This is a genomic window from Bacteroides sp. 224, assembly GCF_010500995.1.
Lineage (GTDB): Bacteria > Bacteroidota > Bacteroidia > Bacteroidales > Bacteroidaceae > Bacteroides.
In genome coordinates this window covers 55,702-79,510 of record NZ_QVMK01000003.1, presented here as the reverse complement: position 1 = coordinate 79,510, position 23,809 = coordinate 55,702, and the positions used below count along the sequence as shown (strand labels likewise).

Annotated in this window: 19 protein-coding genes; 14 read left to right on the top strand and 5 right to left on the bottom strand. The window is 37.5% G+C overall.

The window, feature by feature from the left end:
• Positions 1-42 precede the first annotated feature (42 nt).
• Complete coding sequence (locus D0T60_RS02965) at positions 43-2,811, top strand: glycosyl hydrolase (protein WP_163216661.1); 2,769 nt, start codon at positions 43-45, stop codon at positions 2,809-2,811.
• A gap of 126 nt (positions 2,812-2,937) precedes the next feature.
• Here D0T60_RS02965 and D0T60_RS02960 read toward each other — a convergent pair whose 3' ends face one another.
• A complete protein-coding gene (locus D0T60_RS02960; protein ID WP_163216660.1) occupies positions 2,938-3,303 on the bottom strand; it encodes a hypothetical protein in 366 nt (121 codons plus the stop codon).
• A 226-nt stretch (positions 3,304-3,529) separates the two neighbouring features.
• Between D0T60_RS02960 and rhaB the strand changes: the two genes are divergently transcribed.
• From rhaB to D0T60_RS02935, 5 genes are all read left to right on the top strand, one after another.
• Positions 3,530-5,008, top strand: a complete 1,479-nt coding sequence (gene rhaB / locus D0T60_RS02955) for a rhamnulokinase (RefSeq protein WP_163216659.1) — start codon at positions 3,530-3,532, stop codon at positions 5,006-5,008.
• Positions 5,009-5,031: 23 nt separating this feature from the next.
• The gene (locus D0T60_RS02950) at positions 5,032-6,285 is read left to right on the top strand and encodes an L-rhamnose isomerase (protein WP_163216658.1); all 1,254 of its coding nucleotides are present in this window, start codon (positions 5,032-5,034) and stop codon (positions 6,283-6,285) included.
• A gap of 4 nt (positions 6,286-6,289) precedes the next feature.
• On the top strand, positions 6,290-7,624 hold the full coding sequence (locus D0T60_RS02945; RefSeq protein WP_163216657.1) for an MFS transporter: 1,335 nt from the start codon (positions 6,290-6,292) through the stop codon (positions 7,622-7,624).
• 206 nt (positions 7,625-7,830) lie between these two features.
• A complete protein-coding gene (gene rhaD, locus D0T60_RS02940) occupies positions 7,831-8,640 on the top strand; it encodes a rhamnulose-1-phosphate aldolase (protein ID WP_163216656.1) in 810 nt (269 codons plus the stop codon).
• Between the two features lie 41 nt (positions 8,641-8,681).
• On the top strand, positions 8,682-9,596 hold the full coding sequence (locus D0T60_RS02935) for an AraC family transcriptional regulator (RefSeq protein ID WP_163216655.1): 915 nt from the start codon (positions 8,682-8,684) through the stop codon (positions 9,594-9,596).
• Positions 9,597-9,640: 44 nt separating this feature from the next.
• On the opposite strand, the gene glf is transcribed toward D0T60_RS02935, so the two are convergent.
• The 4 genes from glf to D0T60_RS02915 are packed head-to-tail and all read right to left on the bottom strand — an operon-like array spanning position 9,641 to position 15,787.
• Complete coding sequence (gene glf, locus D0T60_RS02930; RefSeq protein ID WP_163216654.1) at positions 9,641-10,747, bottom strand: UDP-galactopyranose mutase; 1,107 nt, start codon at positions 10,745-10,747, stop codon at positions 9,641-9,643.
• Between the two features lie 22 nt (positions 10,748-10,769).
• Positions 10,770-12,257, bottom strand: coding sequence for a TolC family protein (locus D0T60_RS02925; protein WP_163216653.1), 1,488 nt, complete (start codon positions 12,255-12,257; stop codon positions 10,770-10,772).
• Positions 12,258-12,270: 13 nt separating this feature from the next.
• The gene (locus D0T60_RS02920; RefSeq protein WP_163216652.1) at positions 12,271-13,608 is read right to left on the bottom strand and encodes an HlyD family efflux transporter periplasmic adaptor subunit; all 1,338 of its coding nucleotides are present in this window, start codon (positions 13,606-13,608) and stop codon (positions 12,271-12,273) included.
• On the bottom strand, positions 13,577-15,787 hold the full coding sequence (locus tag D0T60_RS02915; RefSeq protein ID WP_163216651.1) for a peptidase domain-containing ABC transporter: 2,211 nt from the start codon (positions 15,785-15,787) through the stop codon (positions 13,577-13,579). The genes D0T60_RS02920 and D0T60_RS02915 overlap by 32 nt, the downstream gene beginning before the upstream one ends.
• Positions 15,788-15,973: 186 nt before the next feature.
• On the opposite strand from D0T60_RS02915, the gene D0T60_RS02910 reads away from it, so the two are divergent.
• The 8 genes from D0T60_RS02910 to D0T60_RS02875 all read left to right on the top strand — a co-directional run bounded on the left by D0T60_RS02910 (position 15,974) and on the right by D0T60_RS02875 (position 23,806).
• Entirely contained in the window at positions 15,974-16,732 is a 759-nt protein-coding gene (locus tag D0T60_RS02910) for a glycosyltransferase family 32 protein (RefSeq protein WP_163216650.1), read from the top strand.
• 50 nt (positions 16,733-16,782) lie between these two features.
• Positions 16,783-17,238 carry a hypothetical protein gene (locus D0T60_RS02905; RefSeq protein ID WP_163216649.1) on the top strand — a complete coding sequence of 152 codons (456 nt, stop codon included), beginning with the start codon at positions 16,783-16,785 and terminating at the stop codon, positions 17,236-17,238.
• A gap of 112 nt (positions 17,239-17,350) precedes the next feature.
• On the top strand, positions 17,351-19,060 hold the full coding sequence (locus tag D0T60_RS02900; RefSeq protein WP_163216648.1) for an erythromycin esterase family protein: 1,710 nt from the start codon (positions 17,351-17,353) through the stop codon (positions 19,058-19,060).
• Positions 19,061-19,063: 3 nt separating this feature from the next.
• Complete coding sequence (locus D0T60_RS02895) at positions 19,064-19,801, top strand: glycosyltransferase family 32 protein (protein ID WP_163216647.1); 738 nt, start codon at positions 19,064-19,066, stop codon at positions 19,799-19,801.
• On the top strand, positions 19,798-21,657 hold the full coding sequence (locus D0T60_RS02890; RefSeq protein ID WP_163216646.1) for a glycosyltransferase: 1,860 nt from the start codon (positions 19,798-19,800) through the stop codon (positions 21,655-21,657). Before D0T60_RS02895 ends, D0T60_RS02890 begins: the two co-directional genes overlap by 4 nt.
• Positions 21,654-22,586, top strand: a complete 933-nt coding sequence (locus tag D0T60_RS02885; protein WP_163216645.1) for a lanthionine synthetase LanC family protein — start codon at positions 21,654-21,656, stop codon at positions 22,584-22,586. Before D0T60_RS02890 ends, D0T60_RS02885 begins: the two co-directional genes overlap by 4 nt.
• Before the next feature lie 513 nt (positions 22,587-23,099).
• Positions 23,100-23,333 carry an N-acetylmuramoyl-L-alanine amidase gene (locus tag D0T60_RS02880; RefSeq protein ID WP_163216769.1) on the top strand — a complete coding sequence of 78 codons (234 nt, stop codon included), beginning with the start codon at positions 23,100-23,102 and terminating at the stop codon, positions 23,331-23,333.
• The gene (locus tag D0T60_RS02875; protein WP_163216644.1) at positions 23,330-23,806 is read left to right on the top strand and encodes a hypothetical protein; all 477 of its coding nucleotides are present in this window, start codon (positions 23,330-23,332) and stop codon (positions 23,804-23,806) included. The genes D0T60_RS02880 and D0T60_RS02875 overlap by 4 nt, the downstream gene beginning before the upstream one ends.
• Positions 23,807-23,809 lie beyond the last annotated feature (3 nt).

Below are 23,809 nucleotides of genomic sequence, written 5' to 3'. Positions count from 1 at the left end.
ATGCTGCTTATTGATTGTATTTTTGTGAAAAATCTACGTATCATGAAATACAGAATAACAGGATTAATCCTTTCTCTTTTTTCTTTCTCGCTGGTTATGGCACAGCAAACCGAATGGCCTGAACTTTCGACAGAAACCAAACCCGGAGCCCGTTGGTGGTGGATGGGGAGTGCTGTGGACAAAAAGAACCTTACTTATAATCTGGAGGAATACAGCAAAGCCGGTATGGGCTCTCTGGAAATTACCCCCATCTACGGTGTGCAAAAGAATGAGCAAAATGAGATTCCTCACTTATCTCCTAAGTGGATGGAAATGCTTCGGCATGTAGAAAGCGAAGCCACCCGTTTAGGTTTGCAGATTGATATGAACACAGGCACCGGATGGCCATTCGGAGGACCGGACGTAAGTATTGAAGACGCTGCTACCAAATTGTTGATAAGCGAATATCAGCTAACCGGCGGAAAAACAGTTTCGCTCAATATCAGTGTGGCCGACGAGAAACAAAAGAAATATGCCCGCCTAAGTCGATTAATGGCCTATTCATCGAAAGGAAAGTGCCTTGACATTACAAATAAAGTACAAGATACCCTATTAACATGGAAAGCCCCCAAAGGAGAATGGAAGCTGATTGCTGCTTTCTGCGGGAAAACTCTTCAAAAGGTAAAGCGCGCAGCTCCGGGCGGAGAGGGCTATGTTATGAATCATCTTTCGGCAAAAGCGGTGAAGAATTACCTGGGTAAATTCGAACGTGCCTTTCAGAGTTCGGGAGCAAGCTATCCGCATAACTTCTTTAATGACTCTTACGAAGTTTATGGAGCCGACTGGTCGGAAGATTTCTTCGATCAGTTTGCCCAAAGAAGAGGATACAAACTGGAAGAACATTTACCCGATTTTCTGGCAAAAGAAAGAACAGACATTACAGCTCGTTTAGTGTCGGACTATCGGGAGACGATGGGCGAACTGCTACTCGAAAACTTCACTCAACAATGGACGGAGTGGGCAAACAGTCATGGCACAAAAACACGAAATCAGGCGCATGGCTCTCCGGGCAATCTGATTGATTTGTATGCTACCGTAGATGTGCCCGAGTGCGAAGGATTTGGATTGTCTGATTTTGCTATTCGCGGATTAAGAAAAGATTCAATCGTTAAGCAAAACGACTCGGATCTTTCTATGTTGAAATACGCTTCGTCGGGTGCGCATATCGCAGGTAAAACGTACACCTCCTCCGAAACATTTACCTGGCTGACCGATCATTTTCGTACTTCCTTATCGCAGTGTAAGCCGGATATGGATTTGATGTTCCTGTCGGGGGTCAATCATGCGTATTTTCATGGCACTACCTATTCTCCTGCAGACGCAGAGTGGCCCGGATGGAAATTCTATGCCTCTATTGATATGAGTCCTACCAACTCCATTTGGAAAGATGCCCCGGCTTTCTTCTCTTACATCTCCCGATGCCAAAGCTTCCTGCAAATGGGGAAACCGGATAACGACTTCTTGCTTTACCTTCCTTTATATGATATCTGGCAAGAACAAGACGGACGGTTATTGCTGTTCGATATTCATAAGATGGATCGTCGCGCACCTAAATTTATAGAAGCCGTTCACCGTATATATAATGCCGGATACGATGTAGATTATATCTCCGACAACTTTATTCGTTCGTTAAGCTGCCGCGATGGGCAATTGGTAACCTCCGGAGGCGTTGAGTACAAAGCACTGGTATTGCCGGGCGTTCGTTTGATGCCCAATGATGTGTTGGCTAAACTGTTTGCCTTGGCAGATGAAGGTGCCACCATCGTGTTCCTTGAACAATATCCGGAAGATGTGCCGGGTTATGGCGATTTGGATAATCGTCGCTCCCAATTCAAAAAGATAATGAACGATAACCTAAAGGCAGAAGATAGCCGTAAAGGTAGAATCATCTTCGGAACAGACTATGCGCAAACCCTGGCTCAAACAGGCGTTCGGCCCGAAACAATGAAAGCCGATTTAGGATTGAGTTGCATTCGCCGTTCCAACCCGGATGGACATCATTACTTTATAAGTGCTTTGAAAGCCGAAGATACAGATCAATGGGTGCCGCTTTCTGTGCCTGCTAAGTCTGTAGTGCTTTATAATCCGATGACAGGCGAAAAGGGGAAAGCACAAACCCGCCGTCGTGGAGATAAAACAGAAGTATATTTGCAGTTAGCTTCCGGCGAGTCTGTGATTGTTAAGGCATTTGCTTCGGCAGATGTATCGGTGGCAGATTGGAAGTATTGGGGTAATCCTTCCGAAACTCGTGAACTTTCAGACTGGCAATTCCTTTTTACCGATACACAGCCGGAAACACAACCATCAACCGCCATCAACCTGAATAAACTAACTTCCTGGACGGAGTTTGATCTTCCCGGATCTAAAACATTAATGGGCTCCGGAATCTACTCTACTGTTATACAGTTAGAGAAAGAAATCTCGCAAGATGTAGAATGGATGCTGGATTTGGGTGATGTACGCGAGAGTGCACGTCTCTACATCAATGGCGAAGAGATAGCTACGCTTTGGGCAGTACCTTTCCGCTATCCGATAGCTCGCCACTTAAAACCCGGCAAGAACATCATCGAAGTGGAAGTAACCAACCTGCCTGCCAACCGCATTGCTGAAATGGATCGGAAGCAAGTGCCCTGGCGTAAATTTAAAGATATCAATATCGTTCGCCTTAATTACTTAAAAGGCGGCTATGAGAATTGGCTACCGGTGGAAAGCGGTCTGCTTGGACCGGTGAAGATTGATGTGGTTCGCGAAAAGAGTATGCCAAAAAAATAGTGTTATGCCACTTAACCACAGATTAACAGAGTTCACAGAATATGTTGATTATTAGTAATCTGAAAATTAAAAATCTGTGTAATCAGTTAATCTGTGGTTAATAATGGCACTTTTGATGCATCTCCTCTAATCTTCTAATGCCCAAGTGCAAAGGAGATCATAAGTGTTGTTCTCCTGACTAATATAAACTTCGATTCCTGACTTGTGCGCATAAACATCGCTGCCCATGAACGACTCAACAAAAGTCAGATGTTCTTTGATGAATATAAGCATTTCCATGTAAATTGGTTTAGAAGGAGTTGAATAATTAACAGAAACGCATTCGTCTGTAATTTGTATCGTATCAACCCCGAGAGCGATGGTTACAGTTAGCTCATCTTCCTGAATAAGTTTTCCTTTTGAAAGATAAGTTTCCACTAATGGAACTTCGTTAATGAAATCATTAAAAACTGCTCCTATAGGATTAGTAGAAGGGAATAGGGTTTTTTCCATAAATTAATTTGTCTGATAAATGATTGATGTTGCCAGATGTTTTTGCCTAAAGTGCATTCTCTCTGTATTTACTATGAACAAAAAGCTGTTGCAAATATACATAAAGATATCGGATTTTGCATAAATCAATCAAATTCTACACCCTTTCTGCCAAAATTGATAGCTTGCTTATAGGTGATTACAAATACTTTTGTTCTATTCTCAATGAACCTAATAGCATGAAAGCATGAAGCATAATTTCTTTGCCGTAGATTTAGGCGCTACCAGTGGGCGCACTATCTTAGGCTCGTTTACTACCGGTGGTTTAGAATTAGAAGAAGTAAACAGATTTCCCAATCAACTAATTGAAACCGGTGGTCATTTCTTTTGGGATATTTACGCCCTGTATCAGAATATTATAGACGGACTTCGCATCGTAGCCCAACGCGGCGTAAACATCACTTCCATCGGTATTGATACCTGGGGGGTCGATTTTGTTTTTGTGGGTAAAGACGGCCATTTTCTGCGTCAGCCTTATGCCTACCGCGATCCTCATACGGTAGGTGCCCCGGAAAAATTCTTCGAAAGAGTACCGGCCAAGCAAGTATATGACTTGACGGGTATTCAGGTAATGAACTTTAATTCATTGTTTCAGTTAGATACCCTTCGCCGTAACAATGACAGTGCATTGAATGCCGCAGATAAGATTCTTTTTATGCCCGATGCACTATCTTATATGCTTACCGGCAAAATGGTTACCGAATACACCATTGCCAGTACAGCACAAATTGTAAATGCGAAGACCCGCCGCCTTGCTCCCGAATTATTAAAAGCGTTAGATTTAACCGAAGATAATTTCGGGCGTTTTGTTTATCCGGGCGAACTTGTGGGTGTATTAACAGAAGAAGTTCAGAAAATAACAGGGCTGGGAGCCATCCCGGTGATTGCGGTTGCCGGTCATGACACAGGTTCGGCGGTTGCTGCCGTTCCTGCATTGAATAAAGAATTTGCTTATCTGAGTAGTGGAACATGGTCATTAATGGGTGTTGAAACAGAAGCCCCCGTTATTACCCCCGAAACAGAAAAGCTTAATTTTACCAATGAAGGTGGCGTAGCAGGTACTATACGTCTTTTAAAGAATATCTGTGGAATGTGGCTTTTAGAGCGTTGCCGGGGCGATTGGGCAGAGCTGTCTTATCCCGAACTTATTGCAGAGGCCCAGCAAGCAGAACCTTTCCGTAGCATCATAAACCCGGATGAGGCTTTGTTTGCCAATCCTGCCAATATGAAGGAGGCTATTCAGCAATATTGCAAAGAAACCAATCAGCCTGTGCCGGAAACGTGCGGAGAGGTGGTAAGATGTATCTTCGAGAGTCTTGCGCTTCGTTATAGAGAAGTGTTGGAGAATCTGAACAAATTAAGTTCGCATCCTATAAAAACATTACACGTTATCGGAGGTGGTAGTAAAAACGATCTGTTGAATCAGTTTACGGCTAATTCTACGGGAGTAGATGTGGTGGCAGGTCCTTCGGAGGCTACTGCTATCGGCAATGTGATGATGCAGGCCATAGCCGCGGGCGATGCTTCTAATGTGGAAGATATGCGTCGCATTGTGAACGGTTCTGTCTCACTTTCTACTTTCCAACCTCAAGATAAAGAGAGGTGGGATAAAGCATACAGCAAGTATCTCAATGTTTTAGAAAAATACAGCAAAATATCTCAATAACTATAATCAATCAAACTATTATTATGAAAGAAAGTTTAGTAAAACAAGCGTATGATATAGCTGCAGAACGCTATGCAGCAGTAGGAGTGGATGTAAATAAGGCAATGGAAGAGTTGCAAAAGATTTCAATCTCGCTTCATTGCTGGCAGGCAGATGATGTAGCCGGATTTGAATCTAACGGCTCACTGAGCGGTGGTATCCAAGCTACAGGTAATTATCCGGGTAAAGCTCGCAATATCGACGAATTAAGACAAGACGTATTGAAGGCTGCTTCATACATCCCCGGTACTCACCGTTTGAATCTACACGAAATTTATGGAGACTTTGGTGGTAAGTTTGTAGATCGCGATCAGGTAGGCCCCGAACACTTTGAAAGCTGGATGCAATGGTCGAAAGAACACAATATGAAACTGGACTTCAATTCTACTTCTTTCTCTCATGCTAAATCAGGAGATTTATCTTTGTCTAACCCGGATGACAGTATCCGCAACTTCTGGATTGAACATACCAAACGCTGTCGTGCCATTGCCGAAGAAATGGGTAAACGTCAGGGCGACCCTTGTATCATGAACTTATGGGTACATGACGGTAGCAAGGATACTACTGTAAATCGCATGAAGTACCGTGCGCTGTTGAAAGACTCGTTAGATCAAATCTTCGCAATCGAATATAAGAACATGAAAGACTGTGTAGAATCTAAAGTATTCGGTATTGGTTTGGAAAGCTACACAGTAGGTTCTAACGATTTTTATATTGGCTATGGTGCGAGTCGCAATAAAATTGTAACGTTGGATATGGGACATTTCCATCCCACGGAAAGCGTAGCAGATAAAGTGTCTTCTTTATTACTCTTTACCCCGGAAATCATGTTGCATGTGAGCCGCCCGGTACGTTGGGACAGTGACCACGTAACTACCCTTAACGACGATACATTGGATCTCTGCAAAGAAATTGTTCGTTGCGATGCATTAAGTAAGGTACACGTTGGTCTTGACTTCTTCGACGCAAGCATCAACCGTATTGGAGCGTATGTTATTGGTAGCCGTGCCACACAGAAATGTTTAATGCAGGCATTGCTTGAGCCGCTGGCAAAATTGCGCGAATACGAAGCTAACGGACAAGGTTTTGAACGTCTTGCATTGTTGGAAGAATCAAAATCACTTCCTTGGAATGCCGTATGGGATATGTTCTGCTTGAAGAACAACGTTCCTGTAGGTGAAGCGTTTATCGCCGAGATTCAGAAGTACGAGAAAGAAGTAACAAGTAAAAGAAACTAAGACGATGGAAGCTAAAAAAGGAAGTTTAAAAAGTACAATTGCCGTTTCGCTGACTAATTATCTGGATGCAGGATCTATCGTAGCCGGAGCAAGTGGATTAACTCTCTGGCAGAATTATCTTGGGCTTACAGAAACCAATCTTGGTTGGCTGAATGCAATTAGTGCCAACTGTTTCGGAGCTGCCCTTGGTGCTATCATCGGAGGATTTTTGGCCGATAAATACGGACGAAAAACAATCTACACTTACAATATGCTTGTTTATATGGTGGGGGTACTTGTTATTATGCTCTCTACCAGTTTCGCGATGCTGTTGCTCGGATTCCTGATTACAGGTATCTCGGTAGGGGCGGGTGTACCTGCTTCGTGGACATACATCTCCGAAAACTCTGAAATCAACAACCGCGGTAGGAACATCGGTATCTCTCAATTTGCTTGGGGAGTAGGACCCGCTATCATCCTGATACTGGGAATGCTCGTTGCTCCGGAAGGATTATTGGGCGATTCGGTACGTCAACTCGCTATCTTCTTCCACGGAGAAAGCGATCCGGCTGCGCTTGCTGTATTTGGTAACCGCTTAATCTTCGGTACACTGTTCATTGTTGCCTTCATTGCCTGGAACCTTCAACGCAAGCTCAACGAATCGGAAGATTGGGAAGAAGCAAGAAAGTCGGCTGTGAAACAACCCAGCGTATTCTCTTCTTTCGGTGCTCTCTTTACTAATAAAGTGAATGTTCGTACCCTAATCTTTTTAGTAACCATTTATGTTACCTGGAATTTCGTTGCAGGAGTTATGGGTATGTTTCAACCACACATCTTTGAAACAGCAGGTGGACTGACCAACGCGCAAGCCAATATGTTGCCCGCTATTCAGTGGTTGATTATCGTAGTAGTTACCTACTTCGGCTTTGCCATGCTGGTTGATAAAGTGAACCAACGCTGGCTATACTTTATCGGAAGTTCTATTGGTATAGTTGCTTGGGGAATCCTTGTATTTGTAGGAATCAATAACCTGTCGGCTCTTTGGACATTCACCATCCTATGGGGTGTTCATGCCGGGGTTGGGGTGCAAGCATTTTATGCGCTTTGGGCATCGGAGCTCTTCCCTGCCAAGTATCGCGCAGCGGCTCAAGGGGTGATGTTCTTCATCGTAAGAGGTGCAGCAGCCATCTGGAGCTTAGTGTTTACCGGCATCTATGAACATAGTGGCTTCGAGGCATCGGGCTATATTATGATTGGCTGGTTAGTTGTTGCCTTATTGGTAGGAACCATCTGGGCACCTAAGACTCAAGGTAAATCGCTGAAGCAAATTACTGAGGAGAGATATGGGAAGGACTTCTAAAAGAAAAGATATTTGAACCGCAGAGTTGCGCAGATTAACGCAGAGTTTAAAGTTGCGATGCCGCAGGAAAACTAAAAACTCTGCGTTAATCTGCATAACTCTGTGGTTCAAAAATAAAACAAGGTATTGTATAAACTAATTTTTTCATTAGTCATAAATAGTTTATATTTGTGCGAATTTGCTATGTATTTAAAAAATATAGATCAATGAAATCAATTTTAGAGAACCGTCCGGGACTGGCTCATGAAGTAAATCAGGTGGCCGAAGTAGCCGGATACCTTTGGCAAAAAGGATGGGCCGAACGTAACGGTGGAAACATTACTGTTAATATAACCGAGTATGTTGATGACGAAATTCGCGCATTAGCACCCATCAGCGAAGTGAAACAAATAGGCGCGGTGATGCCACACCTGAAAGGTTGTTACTTCTTCTGTAAAGGTACCAATAAACGTATGCGCGACCTGGCTCGTTGGCCTATGGAAAACGGTTCGGTTATTCGTATTCTGGACGATTGTGCCAGTTATGTAATTATTGCAGACAATCCGGTAGCTCCAACTTCCGAACTTCCTTCTCACCTGGGTGTACATAACTACCTTATCAGTATCGGTTCACCTTATAAGGCATCTGTGCACACTCATCCTATTGAATTGATAGCGATGACCCACAGCCCGAAGTTCCTGGAAAAAGACGTAGCCACAAAGGTATTGTGGAGCATGATTCCTGAAACGAAGGCATTCTGTCCTCGTGGATTGGGTATTATCCCTTACAAACTTCCAAGTTCGGTAGAGTTGGGTAATGCAACAATCAAAGAACTGGAAGACTATGATGTGGTGATGTGGGAGAAACACGGTATTTTCTCTGTTGATGTAGATGTAATGGCAGCTTTCGATCAGATAGATGTATTAAATAAATCGGCCTTGATCTATATTGCAGCTAAATCTATGGGATTCGAGCCCGATGGAATGTCGGACGAGCAGATGAAAGAAATGTCAGTTGCTTTTAACCTTCCAAAATAATTTTTTTATCTTTGCCATACGGAGTATCATGAAACACACGTATGGCAAAGAATTACAATGATTTGGGCGTAGAATTTAAGTACCTCATTGTTAATGACATGGATCGAAAATTCGGTCTGTGGGTTAATACTGTAGGTTTTCAGGCTATTCAGCCCAACTCTCCTTATCCCATTAAAGATCACCCTTCGGGTTATTACTTCAATATACAGAAGGGTAGGGTGCTTCATGAATACCAGATTGTATATATCACAAAAGGGCGTGGGTTATTTTCCTCAGACTCTACTTCCGAGAGACAAGTTTGCAAAGGCCGCTTGATGATTCTTTTCCCCGACCAATGGCATACGTATCAACCTCTTCGACAAACAGGATGGAATGAGTATTATATAGGCTTTCAAGGCCCTATTATTGATAATCTGGTACAACATTCTTTTCTGAGTAAAGAAAATCAAATACTTGAAGTTGGATTGAATGAGGATTTAGTATCACTCTTCTCTCGTGCGCTGGAAATTGCTGCTACAGATAAAATTGCCGCTCAGCAGCATCTTTCGGGTGTTGTGCTGCATATATTAGGACTGATTTTATCTATTTCCAAGGGTAAGATTTTCGAGATAGGGGATGTAGGGCAGAAAATAGAGCAAGCCAAAATCATTATGAACGAGAACGTTTTTAAAGATATTGATGCCGAAGAACTTGCCATGAAGTTAAATATCAGCTATTCCTGGTTCCGTAAAGTTTTTAAGGACTACACGGGGTATGCCCCTGCCAAATATTTCCAGGAATTAAAGCTACGCAAAGCTAAACAACTGCTGGTAGAAACATCTAATTCCGTGAAGGAAATCTCTTTTACACTCAATTATAACTCCACCGAGCACTTCTTTGCCTTGTTTAAAAAGCATACAGGGTTTACACCGTTGGAGTATCGCTCGTTTGGACGGGGGGGAGATGATGAGAAGTAACACTTTGCTCCGAAGGCAGTTGCATTTTTCTCAGTAGCCGATGGTTATCCCAATTCTTGTCTGGCCAAAGCCAGTGCTTGCTCAATGGTATCGTCCATATCCAGATAAGCATACTTAGCCAATCTGCCTCCAAATAAAACATTTGGTTGTTTAGCCGCTAATTTCTGGTATTGTTGAAGCAATTTAGTATTATTCTCATCATTCACCGGATAATAAGGATCATTGCTTGGCAAATAATCTACCGGATATTCTCGGGTAATAACAGTGGTCGGTTGCTCTCCAAATTCAAAATGTTTATGTTCAATAATCCGTGTATAGGAAACTTCCCTTTCTGTATAGTTTATAACGGCATTTCCCTGATAATTATCTATCTTCAATTGTTCATGTTCAAATCGAAGACTACGATATTCTAATCTTCCTAAGCTGAAGTCAAAAAAATGGTCGATACATCCGGTAAATACTATCTTATCTGCTATTTTATTCCATTTGTTGCGATCCTGAAGATAATCTGTATTTAACTTTACTTCTATCCCTTCCAACAAGCGTTCAACCAGCAGAGTAAAACCTCCTATTGGGATGCCCTGATATTGATCATTGAAGTAATTATTGTCATATATAAAACGGAAAGGGATTCTCTTTATTATAAAAGCCGGTAGTTTTACAGCTTCTCTTCCCCATTGTTTTTCAGTATAACCTTTTATAAAGGAATAATAAATATCTTTTCCGCAAAGTTTGAGCGCTTGTTCTTCCAGATTTCGTGGCTCGATATGAGCATAAGTCCCTCTTTGTTCTTCCAGTTTCACCTTTGCTTCCTGAGGAGATGTTATGCCCCAAAGTTGCTTAAATGTATTCATGTTGAAAGGTAGATTATAAAAACTCCCCTTGTAGCAAGCTAAGGGGGAGTTGGTATACCTGTTGAATGGCACAAACGAGTTCACATAATTCCATATCTCTTCATTGTTAGTATGTATGATATGAGCACCATATTTATGTACTTGAATATCCGCTATATTTTCTGTGTAGATATTGCCACCTATATGATTACGTTTTTCTAAAACTAAACAGCTTTTACCTGCCGCATGTATTTGCTGGGCAAAGACGGAGCCGAAGAGACCGGAACCAACGATTAGGTAGTGGTAGGGTTTGGGCATGAATGATTATTTATTATAATGATCAGAGTTTACTTAATATATGATCAAATAAAACAGATATATTTTCCTGTTTCTGAAAATCATAAAGAGTTATTTTCTTTATTTTATAGTAATAAGTCCAGTAGTATTTAAGAGAATTAATATAGTTTCTTTGTGCTTCCTTGTATCTATTTAATGAAAGGGTAAGCGTACTTATATCCGCTTTCCCTACTACAAATCGTTTTTTATTAATTCTATAAGCTTCATTTGCTAAAGACAAAACTTCCTGAGTAGAGATAATCTGTTCCTTTTGATTATTGAATTTATGAATAGCAGAGATTAATTCCTCTTCCATGTTCTGCGTTTTTTGTTGTACAGAGAATTTTGCTACTTCAAGATTACTCTTAGCCATGTTTATCTGTCCTCTTTTCACTCCCCAGTCCAAGATGGGTATGGTCAAACTCACCGTCACTATATCTTGTTGCAACGGTCGTCGATAGGCATCAACAAAACGATTGGCCACCTGATTAAAACCTATGCTGGCAGAAAGGTCAGCTTCAAATATTGCCTTTCGTTTTCTATCTACCTCTCTTTCGGCTTCCAGTATTTCCAGATGATAGGCTAAATAATTAGGATTATTGCCACGGGTACATAATAAAGCATTATCTATAGAGATTAATATATCCTGATCCATATTCTCGGGTAACTTAAGCGAATATGCCTGATTACTATCCAGATTCAGGAATGATAAAAAAGCGAATCTGGCATCCTCCATATTAAGTTCTACCGTTTTGAGGCTATTCTGAGCATTAATCTTATCCAGCTTCAATGTCAACACATCTGCTTCTGAAATAGCAGATATCTTTTGCCTTTCTAAAGCTATATTATAGAGCGAATCTGTGGAAAGCAGATTTTCCAGTGCCAATTTGTATTCTTTTTCTGCCTGTACATAATTAAAGAAATATTGTAGAGTGTTCTCCGCTATTTCCTGCTGACGATATAGAAATTGTTTCTTTGCTTTTTCAAACTTAAGAGGCTCTATCTTACACTCCCATTTGAAACTGTTAAAACCAAATAGCGCTTGCGAATAACCCACCCGAACAGGTATACTATTGAATTGTGTATAACTATTTTCTCCAAAATTTTTGCTATAGCCTAACTCCGAATTAATAAAGAATGTTCCTCCTGTTAAATCAAAATTCTGACTCAATGTGAACCCAGCCGATGAATATAGCGACTCCTGCGTTCGATACACATCAATATTCTCCTGATAATCGTAACGTTTTATGATATTCCGGTTATATTGCATCGGAGTTAACTTTAGTGATAAAGCCGGCAAGCGGGCAGCCTTATAGGAGCGATATTCCCAATAACCGGCTTTATAATAATTATCTGCGATAAAGGCTTGCAAAGAACTATCCGAGGCTATTTCTATGCACTGAAGCAAATCCAGTTCCCTCTCGTTTTGCGCATACAGAGAGATAGGAACAAAGCCTATGATAGACATGAATAGGATGCTAAATACTTTCATCTGCTTATGCTTCTTATTTAGTATTGAATTTTATATTATCAAACAGTCTTTCAATCAATCTTCTGTCTTTTACAATAATATCGGCCTGCCCTCCAATTTCATATTTAAAATCCAGTTCGTCGCCATAGTTCGTAACTAATCCATCCGGCATATCCACCTGTACAAGGTAGGTATTTATCTTACCTTGTGCTACTTCGTACTCATTCGTTATAAGTGAGATTGATTTGACAATTCCTTTAATGGCACCAAATTCTGTGTAAGGATAATCATCTAATTTAATTGACACATTGCTGCCTGTTTTGACTTTACCTGCACCTATGGCGGGAAGTAATACTTGCCCTAATATTACATTCTCCTTGGGAACAATACAAAACACATCGGTTCCGGCTTGTACAAATTGGCCATTCGTCCAGAACTTAAGGAATTCAACCTGTCCATCAAATGGAGCTTTTAAAACATAGGTTTGTTCCCATTGTTTCAGCTGATCATTCAGGTCATGATAGGACGCAAACAAATCCAGATGGAGTTTTCTTTCCTGTTCCCGGCGCTCTACCGAAAGCTGCGACAGCCTGTTCCGGCTCTCTGCGATTTGCATTTCGATGGATGCCATTTCTTTTACCAAATTCTGATTATTCTGTTTAGCAGATAAATAATCCGCTTTGCTTTTGTCTATTTCAAGCTCATAGGTAGTAATTAACTCTTTGTTGAGCGATGAATATTTATCGAGCCACTTTCTGGATATCTCCAAATTCTCTGTGGATATATTCAAAGCGTTTTGTGTTTCGTTTAGGATTTTCTCCCGCCATTTGATTCCCTCTGATAAGCTAATCTGTTGCTGCTCGTACTGGTTATCATCAGCGTAGTCGGTAATACTTTTTAAAGAAGACAAAAATGAATAATATTTCATGTTTAGTTCCCCAAGTGATACTTTCTCGGGGAATAAAGCACATGCTTGTTTAAATGTTTTGTATTCATTGGGATCGAATTCATTGATCAATGCTGTCACTTTCCGGATATCTTCCGTTTTTGCTGAGTTTTGAATAATGGCAATATAATCCCCCTCTCTCACATTATCCTGAGAAGTTACATTTAGAATTTCTATTTTTCCGGAAGTATGAGCTGGGAGTTTAATGGGGGCTGTATTAGAATTGATTGTAATTTGCCCCGAAACAACATCCGGATATTTTATCAGCCATCCGAATGTAAAGAGAAGAATCGTAAAAATAACTACCGCCCAAGCTACCCATTTCCCGAACGAAGTGGGCATGCGATCTATAATATCGCTTACTTCTTCGCTACGATTCTGGTTTTCTTTTTCCTCAGGCTTCAATTTCAACAGTTTCCAGTTCATATTGGCTTTGTATTAGTTCGTAATAGTATCGCTGATTACTCATCAGTTTTTCGTGGTTACCCATTTCTGTAATCATGCCATCTTTCATTACTATAATCTGGTCTGCTTTTTTAATGGTACTCAAGCGGTGGGCTATAACCACTACTGTACGATTTTTAAATACATTATGTAAAGAAGATACAATTTTTTGTTCATTAATGGTATCTAACGCATTAGTTGCTTCGTCTAAAAATAGATAATCCGGATCTTTATATAGAGCCCGGGCAATAAGAAGCCTCTGTTTTTGTCCGCCACTGAGTCCACGTCCCATTTCGCCAATCATTGTTTGATAGCCTTGCGGCATGGCTTCTATTTCTTTGGCAATATTGGCTATTTGAGTCGCTCTTTGCAGTGCTTCATAATCTATTCTTTCTTCATTTAATACAATATTATTCTGAATCGTATCATTAAATATTTTTCCTTCCTGCATTACACTACCGCATTTCGCTCGCCATTGGCGCAAGCTTACACTGTTTATGTTCATATCTCCAATACAGATTTCTCCATATGAAGGAAGATATAAACGTAAAAGCAATTTCAAAAGTGTTGATTTACCACAACCACTATCGCCAACAATAGCAGTGACTTTGCCTTCGGGAATGGTTAAGTAGATACTTTTCAGAACAAGAGGTGCGTGAGGAGAATAAGCGAAGGCAAGGTTTTTAACTACTATGCTTTTGTTGTTGGGAAGTTCCATGCTATTGGCAGAAATAGATACCATATCATCTTCGTCCCGAAGCTGATGAATCTCATTGATACGCATAAAACTGATTTTAGCATATTGGGCAGATTGAATGAATCCTACAAACTGGACAACGGGTCCGTTCAGCATTCCAATAATAAATTGAGTGGAAATCATAACACCAAATGTGATATCCCCATTAATAACGGAAATGGCACAAAAAAAGGTAACAGCCATATTCTGTATGTTGTTAATGAATTGTGAACCAAGCATTTGTGCATTGTTGATATTCAAAATCTTAACATTAAGTTTGTATAGCCGTGCCTGAATGGCTTCCCACTTCCATCGCTTTGTATCTTCGTAGTTGTTGATCTTTATTTCCTGGATACTTTCAATGGTTTCCACCCAGTAGCTCCGGTCTTTGGATAATAAGTCGAAATATTCCCAATCTAATTTACGTCTGACCCGAAGGAACAAGAATATCCAAAGTACATAAATTATGCTTCCGGCAATGAAAATGAAAAAGATGATCTTATTAAATATGAGTAGGATGATGCTGAAAATAGCAAAGGTAATAGAGGAAAATAGCATTCCTAAAGAATTGTTCATAATGAACGACCGGATTCGTTCATGGTCATAAGCACGTTGCAGAATATCTCCTACCAACTTATTTTCAAAGAAGGACACCGGAAGTTTCATTAGCTTGATAAGATAGTCAGAAATCAGAGAGATATTAACCCGTGTAGTGACATGGAGCAATACCCAATCTCTCAGTACATTAGATAAGGTTATGCTTAACAGCAGCACGATGTTGGCTGTAAGTACCATGTATATGAAATTTACATCTTTTGTTCGTATACCGGTATCTATAACAGCTTTGGATATAAAAGGTAAAAAGGCCTGTAGAATGGTAGCGATGAGCATAATGAAAAATAGAATTCCAAAAGCCTTTTTATAAGGCGTAAAGTAGCCTAATAGATTCTCGAAACTTTTTAATCGCTCAATCTTTTCATGGGCTTCAATTTGTTTAAAGTTAGCCATTGGCTCTAAGGCCATTAAAATACCATAAGGCTCGTCGTTTTTATACCATTTCTCTTTAAATTTTTCGTAAGTATAAGAGACTAATCCCCGGGCAGGATCGGAGACATATATTTTCTTGACGGTAGCTTTGTAAATGACAATAAAATGGTTGTTATCCCAATGGATAATAGCGGGAAGTATCACTCTGCTGACAAGATCATCAATTGTTACTTTTACTGAGATAGATCGCAAGCCAATTTTGTCGGCAGCATAACTTATATCTAACAAAGAAACACCTTCTCGGGTGATTCCGCACAGATCGCGTAGGTATTGCAATGAGTAGTATTTTCCATAGTATTTCGCAATAATTTTGATGCAGGCAGGGCCGCAGTCTTTGGCATCCATTTGAAATTCATGAGGAAAATTTTTAATGATCATACAATTTTTAATTAAATAAATTTGTAAACTCTTGCAAATAGTATATTTTTAATTTTAATTTGCAAAAAGTATACGATTAAAATTTGATCAAATACATTTTTGTCTCATAATTAGTATCTTATAAATTAATATTAATGTAATGAAGAATAATATAGTATTATTATTTAAGGAAATTGATTTAATAATATGAAAAATGAATGTAGCCAAAAAGTACCTAAAATTATTCATCAAATATGGGCGGGTATTGATGAACCACTTCCCGCCTATTTTCAAGTATTAGGTGAGACTTGGAAATATAATCATCCAACATGGAGTTATGAATTTTGGGATAATGAACGTATGAATAGATTTGTAATAGAGTACTACCCTAAATTCTGGAAAAGATACAATGAGTTTTATTACAATATTCAACGTTGGGATGCCATTAGATACTTAATATTAGACAAAATTGGAGGTATGTATGTTGATTTTGACTATGAGTCTATACAACCCATGGATTCATTGATTAAAGATAAAACTTGCTGTTTTGCTTTAGAGCCAGAACACCAATATGCTTTTTTTAATAAAGAAATAATGTTTAACAATGCATTAATGGTTTCTGCCCCTGAACATCCGTTTATAAAAAAGATATTGGAATATGTTTTTTCAGAAAAAAGTATCAAATATCCTATTACTCCTAAAGAAGATTGTATAATGAATACAACGGGACCTTTTATGCTAATTGATTTATATCAATCTTTAAGAGAAGACGAAAAAGAAGGAGTATACCTTATTCCTTCTGAAAGAGTTACTCCATATGATTCTTTTCAATCTCGTGCTATTGTAGCTGGTAACACAAGCTACTACTTAGAAAACCAACTGAAAAATGCTTTTGCATTACATTATTTCAATAATGCATGGAGAGATAACGAATTCTGTGATACAATAAAATTTGAGCTTAAATAGCTCTATATGTTTAATTTAAAATAATTTCCGCATGAAAAAATTAAAAAAAAATGTCTATTGATTTCCTTGAAAAAAATTACTCAACATTAGATCAATCTATGCAAAGAAAAGTTTTGGGCGGTAGTGCAGGAATTCTTGATGGTGATTGTTTGTTTATGGCTATTGCTGGATCTACAGGTTATTCTGTTCAGGATATTCAGCAACTTTATGCAGATTATCTTAAAGAAAAAAATGGTTGGTCAATGGATTCTAAAAGTGCTTATGCTTACGTTGGTGTGATGGGAGTAGCCTATTCAGACACAGAGTGGCTATTTGAACAATTTGGAATGAGTACTTCATCTCATCTATATTCACAAGAATACCCTGGAACAATGTTAATAGGGGGACATGCTGTTAATTTCTTGTATGCATCAGCCGATGGTTATTATCATTATTACGATGCTCAGCGAGAAGTTTATGGTGCAATCAGTCAGAATGATTCCAATATTTATGGCGTATTTCGTTAAAATTTCAATGATATAGGAAGGTTGTACGGAGTTTACACCTTTCTATAGTTCATTATATATTATTATGAAAAATACCTTACTCCTTTTGTTATGTCTTTCCATATGTTTGAAAATGGAAGCTCAGTCATTCTCCGAAAAGTATGATTTAGAATTCCGTAAATTTAATAATTGCTCATGGGGGTGGCCGGGGAAATTTGGTAAGTTCACTTCATTATCAATAGATAGTACAATTCAAGTTAATGGGAAATATCCGCTTAAGCTATCTTCTTCACTTAAAAAATATAAGTCTGTTAAATCAGATATGTATACAACATTTTCTTTAATGCAAATAGTTGTATTACCTTCATATAAAAAAGAGGCAAATTGCATAGTTTCTCTTCGCGCAAGGATGAACATTTCAGGCAATGCTTTTTTGGTAGTTAGGGGCTTCGATCAGCGCGAACAGGTGCTATTCGAAGATTCTGTATCATTAAATAATGGTGAATGGAGCGAGAACGTCTTGTCATTTAAACTTAGTAGCGAGAAGGCTATAGAAATAAATATAAACTATTATGGGAATGATCAGTTGGAGCAAGATATATGGCTAGATAAAATAAGTATAAAAATTGCAGGGAAAGATATTGGGAAGAAAAGCGTTTTTGCTATAGATAAACAGATTGCTGAAGAGGTAAATGAAAGCTTTAAGGAAGAATATATTATACCTTTATCTGAAAATGATGAAACTCTGTTTTCGGTATTTTCAGGGCAAGATGTGGAAAAGCAAATAGTGGCATTAGGAGAGTGTACACATGGAAGCTATACTATAAAGCAATCTATTTATAGTTTAATAAAGAGTTTAATTGAAAAGTCTAATGTGAGACTTGTGTTATTCGAATTGCCTTCTGATATGTTGTTAAAATATGATTTATATGCACAGGGCTTTACTTCTGAGGATTATATAAACAAAATAGAGCAAGATGCAAGATGTTTTTTTCATGACTATACATTAATTGTGGAATTGTTGATATGGATAAGGACCTATAATCAGACTCATGATCACAAAGTGCATTTTGGGGGATTTGATGAAATGCCTATTTCGCAATTTGCTCTACATCAATATTATTCAGTTTTGATAAATAAAGATGCTGCATCCTCTTATTTAGAGCTAATAAAAGGAAAGAAATTTGACGAATTATTGAAGCAAACAAGATCAGATGTGCATCTGAAAGAAAAATTGGGCATAGAATCTTTCGAGTATCTTCTTTTTATGCTACAAAAAAATATTCCGCGTGAAGATTCTGTCATTTTTGATCACGATAAAAAAACTCGTGATTTTAATATGGCAGATAGAGTAAAGAATACTATGAGAATATTTTTGAAAGATGGAGAAAAAGTTCTTCTTCATGCTCATTCAGGACATTTGGCAAAAAAAACGATTATTGGTAATGGTTGGTTTCCAATGGGGTATTTTTTGAATGATTGGTATAAAGAGAAATATTTTGTAGTTAGCTTCCAAGTGGTAGAAGGAGTATATACAGATAATGAGTGCGATCAAACAAGTGATTATTCGATGGTGTGTCCATTGCCTAAACCTTTGCCTCAAAGTTTTGAAAGTGTATCCACAAAGTTTGGCATGGATTATTTTTATTACCCATCTGCGCGTATAGGGAGGGGTATTGTATTGCTAAATCAGATGGGAAGGAATAGTTGTAATAGAAGAAAAGAAGTGTTTATTTGTCTAAAAGAGCATTTTGATGGATATGTTCTCATTAAAGAGAGCGAACCTCTGAAAAATGTTGAAGATAATCCAGTGTCTTATATGATGAGATATGTAAAACAGTAAAACATGAATAATCCAGATAATGTAAAAATACCTCTTATAATTCATCAGATTTGGTCTGGTGTAGAAGAACCCTTGCCTCAATATTTTGAGATTTTGAGTAAAACTTGGAAGCATGATTATCCTGATTGGAAATATGAATTTTGGGATAACGAACGAATGAATAAATTCATTATAGAGAACTATCCTGAATATTGGGAAAGATACAATAAATTCCAATATAATATTCAGAGATGGGATGCTATTAGGTATTTGATTTTAAATCAGATGGGGGGGATGTATGTAGATTTTGACTATGAATCTATACAGCCTTTAGACCCATTGCTTTTGGATAAAACTTGTTGTTTTTCACAAGAACCTATTTCTCATTATAGGAATACAGGAGTGAAATCTTTTACATTCAACAATGCCTTGATCTTGTCTACTCCCAATCATTTTTTTATGAAGAAAATAATAACAGAAGTTTTTTCAGAAAAAAACATTAGTAAGAGATGTGAGAATAAAGCTCAAACTGTATTTGAGACTACAGGGCCATTTGTTATAAATAAGGTATATAAAAATCTGACAAAAGAGGAGATGTCGCAAGTGCATTTAATTCCTCCTGAATTTGTTAGCCCTTTTGATTTTATCCAATCACGTTTATACCGAAATAATATTATTAATTTAGATTTGGAATCCAGCTTGAGAAAAGCATATGCAGTACACTACTTTTTAGGAGCTTGGATTCCATCAAAAGAAACATGAAAAAAATGTCGGGAATATCAGTAATAATGCCAACATATAATCAAGCATCTTTTATAAGAAGGGCCATCTTGAGCTTATTTAATCAAACATATGAAAAGTGGGAACTTATTATAATAAATGATGGTTGTACTGATGATACTAAACTATATATTAAAGATTATTTGCTTGATTCGCGAATTAAATATGTAGAAAATGAAAAGAATGAGGGACTTGGATTTTCTGTAAATCGAGCTTTGAATATAGCTCAATATGAATATATTGCATATCTTCCGTCAGATGATTATTTTTTTAAAGATCATTTACAGGCAATGATGGATAAACTTAAAAAATATGATAATATTATTTTAGTCTATTCTGGTATTATGTACCAATCCTTGGATACTATGAGTGGTTTTTTGCAACCAAAAGAGTCATATTATATACGTAAAGGGTATTGTTTGCAGATGATTCAAGTTCTACATAGAAAAACAAATGATAGGTGGTTGGAGCGCAGTGAATGGGTGACAGAGGATTTATTTGCAATGTTTTGGGAAAAGTTGTCAACGAAAGGAAGTTTTCTTCCAACTAAGCAAATTACAAGCTTTTGGACAGATCATCCTAATCAAAGGCATAAAATAATAAGCGAGGATCAAGGGGGCGGACTGAATTACTATAGAGTATATTATAATGTGGAAAATCCTATTAAAATGAGGATATCATCTGAAAAATTTATAGATGAAAAAAAGTTGTATGAGAACTATAGGAAAAAACAAGTAAATGATGTAGAACGACGATCTCTTAAAATTTTATTAGTTGGAGAATTGGCTTATAATCCAGAAAGGATGTATGCATTAGAGGAAGCAGGACATAAATTATATGGATTATGGATACAAAGACCCAACTATTCTTTTAATACAGTGGGACCTTTGCCATTTGGGAATGTTACAAATATTCCATTTGACAAATGGGAGGAGAAAATCGAAGAAATAAAACCAGATATAATATATGGTTTATTAAACTACACTGCTGTTCCACTTGCATATATGGTTTTACGAAAATTTCGAAATATTCCTTTTGTGTGGCATTTCAAAGAAGGACCTTCAATGTGTCTAAAAAGTGGATTATGGAAAGAACTATTGTATTTGTATACATATTCTGATGGAAAAATATTTATAAATGAGATAGCAAAAAGATGGTATGAACAATTCATTCCAGCAGGACAAGGAATATCTTTCATTTTAGATGGAGATTTGCCTAAGAAGGAAATATTTGCAGGAAAGCAATCAGTAAAACTGTCAGAGATTGATGGAGAAGTGCATACAGTAATTGCAGGACGTATAATTGGTGTTGATTTAAGGGTTTGGACATTTTTTATTGAAAGAGGAATTCATATACATGTTTATAATGAAAATTACTTGTCTGCAAGGCAAGTAACTTTTAATCAAATGAAAGAAGCTGCCCCTGAGCATTTCCATTTACACCCCCATTGTCCTCCAGATGCATGGCTGCAAGAATTTTCAAAATATGATGCGGGATGGTTACATAGTTTGTCAAGTTCGAATAAAGGAGATATTGCTCAAGCTTCATGGGATGATTTAAATATTCCAGCTAGAATGAGCACATATGCGGTAGCAGGCCTACCTGTAATTCTTCGAGATAATTCAGGTCATATTGTAAGTACACAAGAAAAAGTAAGGGATATGAATGTTGGGTTGTTTTATAACGATTATGAGGATTTAGGAAATCAACTTTTAAATAAGAAAAAAAATGAGGATTTAGGATGTAATATGTGGAAAAATAGAGAATTGTTTCACTTTGATTATTATGTACCACAATTAATCTCTTTTTTTAGAGAAGTTATTAAAAATAAGAAATGAAAGAAATACTGCAAAAAATAGCAAACATATTAGTATTGAATGTATATAATATGAAGGAAATAGGTCTTTTAGAGGGGAAAATGGGTGTTGTTTTATTCTTTTATCATTATGGTAGATATTCTCAGAATAAATTGTATTTGGAGATTGCTGACGAATTGTTAGATTCTATTTTTGATTGTTTAAATAAAACTTTAGATATAAGTTTTGATCAAGGCGTTGCAGGTGCTGCTTGGGCTATCCAATATTTGATAAAAAATAAATTTGTAGAAGGGAATCCAGATGAGATATTATCGGATGTTGAGAATTTGTTATTCGAAAAATACGTAAATGATTCTCAGTCTAAAATTCCAATATCAATACTTGGAATGTATCTCCAGTCTAAAATGATGAATGAACTTAATTCTGAAAAACGCGAAATGCTCATAAATATTGTTTTGAAAAAATACGATTTTTATTTTTTATGTTTAACAGATAAACCTCGACCAATTGCATATGTGAATTCTGCATTATTTGTATTGTCAGAGCTTGTCCATGATGATCAATATAGAATTTGGACAGAAAGAATTATTTTTAAAATACTACTTCATATATCCAATGCGAAATCTTTGGCTCAAGTAGATAAATGTGATTTGAATATTCTATATAAATTATTATCTGCAATTAAATGCCAAATGAAAGAAAAAAAAGAAGTAATGATAAGTATAGAAAAAATATGTGATTTAGATTTTACTACAAATATACCTTTTGAATGTCTATGGCAATATTTTTTCTATTTTCCCAAGGAGAAAATTTCCCTGCAATTAGAAGCTGTTAGTAAATATATTGAAAATAAATGCACATTTCTTCCGAATGAAAATTCGCTGTCTCTTTTTAAAGGACTGACAAGCATAGGATTGAACTTAATCTTGCAAGAGAAAGAGAACTTTTAGTGTAAATGTCTTCAATGATTATCATTTTAATTGTTCGTAGCACATCCAAAAAGCCTTCTCAATATCCTATCAAGAAGGTTTTTCTAAATCGCTTCCGACCATGAAAATATAAAGCGGAAAGATCTTAAATCATCCCCTATAGAGTCACCTCCATCATCCAGATTGTTTTTTTATCGTTGTCGATTTAGGCATACATGCCTAAATCGGTGCGGGCAACGCATAAATTTCTCAAAAAGCTTTTGAGTATCTTTCCTAGCATAAAATATGTTTTGCGACAATAGATGGCCTTGGCATTAGCCGAACTCGCTAAACTGTGCGCTATGTCCTACACGTAAAAAACACGGTAAAATACAAAAAATGCGACAGGGATAATTTCCATTATAAGCATTCAGCTGTAGATACTAATTGAAAAGTGCGCCAGTATTCCAATTGAAAAGTGCGCCACCATAGTAAGTATAAACCGACCTTTGCATGCTAAAAAAGCAAGGGCAACAATGAAGTCCCGAATCTAAAATAGGCGCGCATACAGTAGGTCAAAATGCTCACTCTATTGGTATTTGCTATATTGGAGGATTAGATTCAAATGGTAATCCTAAAGATACACGTACTGTTCTGCAAAAAAGTAAGCTTAAGGAGCTTGTTTATAATCTGCAGAAAAAATATCCAGATGCTACTATTCACGGACATAGCGAATTTGCCAATAAAGCATGTCCTTGTTTTAATGTTAAAGAAGAATTTAGATTATGAAGTTACTCATATATATCGCACTTGTTTTTATTCTTTGTTGCAGTTGTAAATCACCCCAAAAAGTAATTAACGACTCTAAATTGAATATTGAAACAAATGAGAGTAACGACCTCTTATTAACGAATGAGCAGGAGCTGATTAAATTATCAGAACAGATTATCGAAAGGCTTACGAACGAAAAATTGAATATAGATATTACGCACTTGAAGTATGATGCAAATGAACATATGATAGAACAAACAGAAATTAAAATTAGCAAGGATACTGAAGTTAATGAAGCATCCAGTGTCTATCATTGTGAAGAGGATGTAATAAACACTGAAGTTATTTCCAATTCGCAGATAGAAACTAAGATAGAAGCTGAATCCCGGAAAAAAGAGATAAGGGGATTCAGCAAATGGCAAAAAGCACTCATTATGATTGGAGGATGTGCTATTTTGGGATTGATAATCTTTATAAGGTATAAGAGCTAATAC

Coding starts and splice junctions, on each gene's coding strand:
- D0T60_RS02965 (WP_163216661.1), top strand. CDS start 43: ATGAAATACAGAATAACAGGATTAATCCTTTCTCTTTTTTCTTTCTCG.
- D0T60_RS02960 (WP_163216660.1), bottom strand. CDS start 3,303: ATGGAAAAAACCCTATTCCCTTCTACTAATCCTATAGGAGCAGTTTTT.
- rhaB (WP_163216659.1), top strand. CDS start 3,530: ATGAAGCATAATTTCTTTGCCGTAGATTTAGGCGCTACCAGTGGGCGC.
- D0T60_RS02950 (WP_163216658.1), top strand. CDS start 5,032: ATGAAAGAAAGTTTAGTAAAACAAGCGTATGATATAGCTGCAGAACGC.
- D0T60_RS02945 (WP_163216657.1), top strand. CDS start 6,290: ATGGAAGCTAAAAAAGGAAGTTTAAAAAGTACAATTGCCGTTTCGCTG.
- rhaD (WP_163216656.1), top strand. CDS start 7,831: ATGAAATCAATTTTAGAGAACCGTCCGGGACTGGCTCATGAAGTAAAT.
- D0T60_RS02935 (WP_163216655.1), top strand. CDS start 8,682: ATGGCAAAGAATTACAATGATTTGGGCGTAGAATTTAAGTACCTCATT.
- glf (WP_163216654.1), bottom strand. CDS start 10,747: ATGCCCAAACCCTACCACTACCTAATCGTTGGTTCCGGTCTCTTCGGC.
- D0T60_RS02925 (WP_163216653.1), bottom strand. CDS start 12,257: ATGAAAGTATTTAGCATCCTATTCATGTCTATCATAGGCTTTGTTCCT.
- D0T60_RS02920 (WP_163216652.1), bottom strand. CDS start 13,608: ATGAACTGGAAACTGTTGAAATTGAAGCCTGAGGAAAAAGAAAACCAG.
- D0T60_RS02915 (WP_163216651.1), bottom strand. CDS start 15,787: ATGATCATTAAAAATTTTCCTCATGAATTTCAAATGGATGCCAAAGAC.
- D0T60_RS02910 (WP_163216650.1), top strand. CDS start 15,974: ATGAAAAATGAATGTAGCCAAAAAGTACCTAAAATTATTCATCAAATA.
- D0T60_RS02905 (WP_163216649.1), top strand. CDS start 16,783: ATGTCTATTGATTTCCTTGAAAAAAATTACTCAACATTAGATCAATCT.
- D0T60_RS02900 (WP_163216648.1), top strand. CDS start 17,351: ATGGAAGCTCAGTCATTCTCCGAAAAGTATGATTTAGAATTCCGTAAA.
- D0T60_RS02895 (WP_163216647.1), top strand. CDS start 19,064: ATGAATAATCCAGATAATGTAAAAATACCTCTTATAATTCATCAGATT.
- D0T60_RS02890 (WP_163216646.1), top strand. CDS start 19,798: ATGAAAAAAATGTCGGGAATATCAGTAATAATGCCAACATATAATCAA.
- D0T60_RS02885 (WP_163216645.1), top strand. CDS start 21,654: ATGAAAGAAATACTGCAAAAAATAGCAAACATATTAGTATTGAATGTA.
- D0T60_RS02875 (WP_163216644.1), top strand. CDS start 23,330: ATGAAGTTACTCATATATATCGCACTTGTTTTTATTCTTTGTTGCAGT.